We start from the raw sequence: 4577 nt of genomic DNA on the forward strand, positions 1-4577 counted from the left end.
CGCGCTGTCTATTCAGCACGGTCACTAAGAACTACCTGATCTCTAACTAAAAATGGCGTGCAAGACTTTGAGCGTGGATGTAGTACTTTTCTCGGACGAAAACGGTCTGTAACTCGATATGGAACTGATTTCCAAAAATCCCTGACCGCCAGAATTTGTGAGTGATGATTCTCCGGACAAACCTCCAACTTTGATCCGGTATCCGTGGCGAATTGGTGTTGATCAATCGGTTTGGAAATCCCCATTTCCCGGATATGAATCCTGGTATTGCATCAAATTAGTCATATCTTTGAAACTTTGTATAACGGTACCGGGTTCCATAAGCTCATCCAATATTTGCTCGGTATACATTGTCAATAATCTCGTCTCACCGTTTGGCATTTCAAACTCAATTGCCTGACGTACCTCGGTTTCCGTATCCCCGTAACGGAGTTGAGAGTTCTCGTCATCATTGTCTAACAATTGTTTTAGTGGGCATTGGTCAGTTTCACAAAGCGAACTAGACAGCTGATCGTGGCATTTGACTTCCTCGGTATTAGCGTCAATACCAGTTAATTCCGTCAAATCCGAATTCTGCTTTATGACATTATAATCAGAATCTATGACACGCCTTGGGTAAAGGTGAGGTTTCGCAACAGGAGGCGGGGCCATATTTCGAGTACAAACCATAATGGTAAATAATGATGGTATGCCAGATTTTCCCTCATTTATCCCTTCCCAAGAGATATAGTCGGGGATGCATTTGCGCTGTGTATTCATCACGCTCCGTGAGTCCTAATCAGAGGGTGTCAGAAACCGACTGCAAGAGACAGATCTTCTATGCAGCATCTGGTAAAGAAGAAATTCGACTCGCCCACCGCCAAAATGGTGACCTGCTGGTTACAATCGCAGGCTTTCTTCGGAATAACAGTTCTGTGAATTTCACCCACGCCGTTTATCACTCAGTACTGCTAATTTTCCAATATGACTGATTCGATCCTTGTTCCGGTCGAGTTGCGCGATCCGGAGCCCCTCTCGCCCGTTCTCGTCGAGGATATAGCCTCGCTGGATATCGTCCTTTTGGGCCACTATGACCTGCCAGAACAGACTCCAGCGGGGGCAGCACGCGACCAGTTCGAAGCGGAGGCCCAAGCGACGCTTGAAGAGATCGCCAACCGATTTCGCGACGAAGGTGCCGATGTTCGTACCCGACTCGTGTTCGGGAAAGACCGAGAATCGGCGATCGACCAAGTCGCGATCGAGGAAGATTGTTCGGCCGAACTGAATCCAGCGCCAACAGAGGGGGTCCATCGAATACTCGTCCCGATCCCGGATGTCGCGGAGTTCAGCCGGCTTCCGGAGTTCCTGGACGTGCTTTGCGAGGATTTTACCCAAGAAATCACCCTGTTTCACGTCGTCGAGGGCGAAAAGGAACGCGAGCAAGGAACGCGGATCGTCACTGAGACTCGAGAGGGCCTGATCGAGGCGGGGTTCGACCCCGACGGAATCGATACGCTGGTCGTCAAAGGCGAAGAGCATGACGACGAAATCCTCGAGGTCGCCGCGGACTATGACGCCGTGGTAATGTACGAGGCCGAACTCGGTCTGAGCGACCGTATCTTCGGAAATCTCCCAGACCGGATCGCCGACCAAACGGGCGATCCGGTGGTCATCGTCCGACGGGACTATTAGTTGTCACCGGTGTCCCCGGTCATGATGTCTTCCGAATAGTCATCGTTCGTCCCTCGACGTCGGCGGAGGAGTTGGCCGACAGCGCCCTTCCGATTAGTCCGGGATCTGCCATACACGAGGTAAATTACAGTCCCACCGACGATGATGCCACCGGCGCTGAGGATCGGAATCGTTCCTATTTGCGATAACAGCCCCAGACTCCCAAGGATACCGAACACCTGCACGTAGGGATATCCCGGCGAGATGAACTCGGGTTCGTACGACGCGGGATCAGCCACTCGAAAGACGATTAGCGCGGCATTAACGGCCGCAAACACCAAGATCTGGAATGCACTGGCGAGTTTCGCGAGTTCGATAACTGGGACATAGGCGATCAGCAGTAGCAGAACTGCTCCAGTCAGGAGCACGGCGTTGCGGGGGGTTGTAAACCGTTCGTCGATCCGGTTTAGCTGTGGCGGAAGCAAGTTGTCACGGCTCATCGCCAACGGGAATCGCGAGGATGAAAGGAGCCCCGCGTTGGCCATACTTATCAATGCAACTACCCCGATCACGGCGATGATAGTCACGCCGGCCCCGCCAAAAAGCGCGCTGGCCCCATCGGTCATTGGAGTCAACGAGGCGGACCCGTTGGGACCGCCGTGTTTCAGGATCTCGGAGTCGGCAAGTCCGACCACGGCGGCCACGACGGACACGTAGACCAGCGTCATGATCGTTATCGACCCGATCATCGCTCGTGGGAGATTCTTGCCGGGGCTCTTGACCTCTTCGGCGACGCTCGCAATCTTCGTTACCCCTGCATACGAGACGAAGACGAACGCTGCTGCAGTAATGACTCCGCTACCACCGTGGGTAGCAAAGGGCGTAAATCGGTTCGCCTCGACAATCACACTCCCATTGATCACGTACCCGACCAATCCGACGAGGACGAGACTCACGATTACGGCCTGGATGCGCCCGGTCAGTTTTGTACCCGACACGTTAAGGAGGATCACCAGGACTCCGAGTCCGAGCGCGACGTACGTTATTTGGCCCTGTGATACCGGCACGAGCAGCAGAAGGTATGCTCCGAGACCCACCAACGCAAAGGAACTCTTGAACACGAGAGAGAACCAAGCGCCAATACCGGCAATGATCCCGAATAGCGGCCCCAGAGCCCGATCGATATAGAGATAGGTCCCACCGGACTCGGGTATCGCTGTCGCCATTTCCGCTTTTGAGAGGGCAGCGGGCAGCACGACGATCGCTGCCAGCACGTATGCAAGGATCACCGCAGGACCCGCTTTCTTGTAGCCGAGTGCCGGGAGCACGAAGATCCCGCTCCCGATCATCGCTCCCATACTAATCATCATCGTCGGGTACAATCCCAAACTTCGTTCGAGATTTTCGTGTCCCATTTGTAGGATTTGTAAGTGGGTACCGTACGAGGAACGGACAAACCCATTAGTAATGACTCCTTTGTTTTCCTATCCTATCGAATATCCCGCATTTGAAGGGGAATCCTTTTTCAGGAATTGCTTGCATTCCCTTACGCAGACTGAGAAAATGCTATCTGAATACGCACCCTGTATCTTGCACGATCCCGCAGAACTATCAGTCCACTATCCAAAATGGTCCGCAAGACTTAGAGGTTAGATACAGCAAACCGACTCCGGTTCTTCCAATCGAATTATGCTCAGCTCAGTCAGTAGGACGCCACACGGCCCCGAGTTCCTTGCGCTAATAATCGTCGTACGTTCCATTCTGGAAGACGGTTACCCGACCGTTCTCCTCGCTCAGCGTGATGGCTGGCACTACCTCCTCACGGACGGGTCCCTCGATCGCGCTCAAATGCTTCGTTCCCATCCAGTCAGCTTACTCGACCATCACATCCCCGACCGCCTGTTTCTCACCGTTACTTGGACTTTTGATCCGGACCATCTGCTCCTGGACGGCCCCGTCGGTACTGACGATGACCGCGCCATCACGGATATGGCTGACAGTTTCCGCCGCCTCGACGAACCCCTCGAGGTTTTCCGTGCCGACCTGACTGGTTTCTATTAGCCAGGTATTTTCACCCAATGATCTGCGCAACCGCCAGAATTGACACCGGTTAAGACCACGAAATACAGCCCCGGGCCACGGACGTACTCTTCGTCCCACCGGTCGAATCCGAGACTGAGACTCTCGGCGGCATCCGTGATGAAATCGATAGGTTCCGCTACCGTCGTGTCCTCGACGCGTAATGAATCTCGATCAATCACGGACATCACGTTCCGTTTCTTTTCGAACCATCTCATTCGGAGAGCCACTGACCCGTTCCCGGAGTTTGTCTACTGAGACCTAGAGCCGTGATCTGACGTCGAGGTCCCGTTTGGTCATGATGACGGTCGTCTGCGCTCGCTCGGCCACGGTTTCCGGAATCGTGCCGAACACGAACTTTTGGATCACTCCCACTCTGGTCGCACCGGTGATCGTGAGATCGTAGTCAGCACTCTCATCGACGAGTGCGGAAACGACATCTGGGCTCTCCAGCAGCTTCGTTTCGACTGTGTTGGCTTCGAATGTCGCTGTTCGATCACTCGCTGGCTGACGTTTGCTGATCACTAACCACCTTATCACTCCGGTAACCGTACCTAGATCCGCGAATTTACCATTGAGGGAATCTCTTGGATCGGTGGAAAGGGTTGGAACAAGAAATATCGCGTTTCCACTACTTTGTAACGGATGTGTACAAAAGAGTCACAGCCGCGGGAGGGATTCGAACCCTCGACCAGTTGATTACAAATCAACTGCTCTGCCAGGCTGAGCTACCGCGGCGCAACCCGGCTTTGGCGGTGGGGGGCCAAGTTTGTGACGGTTCGGAACCGCAGTTAATGTAATTCTTTTTATAATTTGAGCGATGGTACTACCAATTGCGCTCCTTACAG

The 4577-nt window shown here is 53.5% G+C and carries 7 protein-coding genes and 1 tRNA gene; 1 reads left to right on the top strand and 7 read right to left on the bottom strand.

Annotated elements, in window-relative coordinates:
* Window positions 1-222 precede the first annotated feature (222 nt).
* The gene (locus tag V5A26_RS11150) at window positions 223-759 is read right to left on the bottom strand and encodes a hypothetical protein (protein ID WP_332321997.1); all 537 of its coding nucleotides are present in this window, start codon (window positions 757-759) and stop codon (window positions 223-225) included.
* Between the two features lie 204 nt (window positions 760-963).
* Here V5A26_RS11150 and V5A26_RS11155 point away from each other — a divergent pair, with 204 nt between their 5' ends.
* Window positions 964-1671: a universal stress protein gene (locus V5A26_RS11155; protein ID WP_332322533.1), complete on the top strand. Its 708-nt coding sequence runs from the start codon at window positions 964-966 to the stop codon at window positions 1669-1671.
* On the opposite strand, the gene V5A26_RS11160 is transcribed toward V5A26_RS11155, so the two are convergent.
* The 6 genes from V5A26_RS11160 to V5A26_RS11185 all read right to left on the bottom strand — a co-directional run bounded on the left by V5A26_RS11160 (window position 1668) and on the right by V5A26_RS11185 (window position 4467).
* A complete protein-coding gene (locus tag V5A26_RS11160; RefSeq protein WP_332321999.1) occupies window positions 1668-3065 on the bottom strand; it encodes an APC family permease in 1398 nt (465 codons plus the stop codon). The two genes, V5A26_RS11155 and V5A26_RS11160, sit on opposite strands and share 4 nt — an antisense overlap.
* Window positions 3066-3387: 322 nt before the next feature.
* Window positions 3388-3513, bottom strand: a complete 126-nt coding sequence (locus V5A26_RS11165; RefSeq protein WP_332322000.1) for a hypothetical protein — start codon at window positions 3511-3513, stop codon at window positions 3388-3390.
* A 9-nt stretch (window positions 3514-3522) separates the two neighbouring features.
* The gene (locus V5A26_RS11170) at window positions 3523-3729 is read right to left on the bottom strand and encodes a hypothetical protein (RefSeq protein WP_332322001.1); all 207 of its coding nucleotides are present in this window, start codon (window positions 3727-3729) and stop codon (window positions 3523-3525) included.
* Window positions 3708-3947: a hypothetical protein gene (locus V5A26_RS11175; protein ID WP_332322534.1), complete on the bottom strand. Its 240-nt coding sequence runs from the start codon at window positions 3945-3947 to the stop codon at window positions 3708-3710. The genes V5A26_RS11170 and V5A26_RS11175 overlap by 22 nt, the downstream gene beginning before the upstream one ends.
* A 43-nt stretch (window positions 3948-3990) precedes the next feature.
* On the bottom strand, window positions 3991-4254 hold the full coding sequence (locus tag V5A26_RS11180) for a hypothetical protein (RefSeq protein WP_332322535.1): 264 nt from the start codon (window positions 4252-4254) through the stop codon (window positions 3991-3993).
* A 139-nt stretch (window positions 4255-4393) separates the two neighbouring features.
* A tRNA-Thr gene (locus V5A26_RS11185) sits at window positions 4394-4467 on the bottom strand.
* Window positions 4468-4577: the final 110 nt, after the last annotated feature.

The sequence above is a fragment of the Halodesulfurarchaeum sp. genome, assembly GCF_036626455.1.
Classification (GTDB): Archaea; Halobacteriota; Halobacteria; order Halobacteriales; family Halobacteriaceae; genus Halodesulfurarchaeum.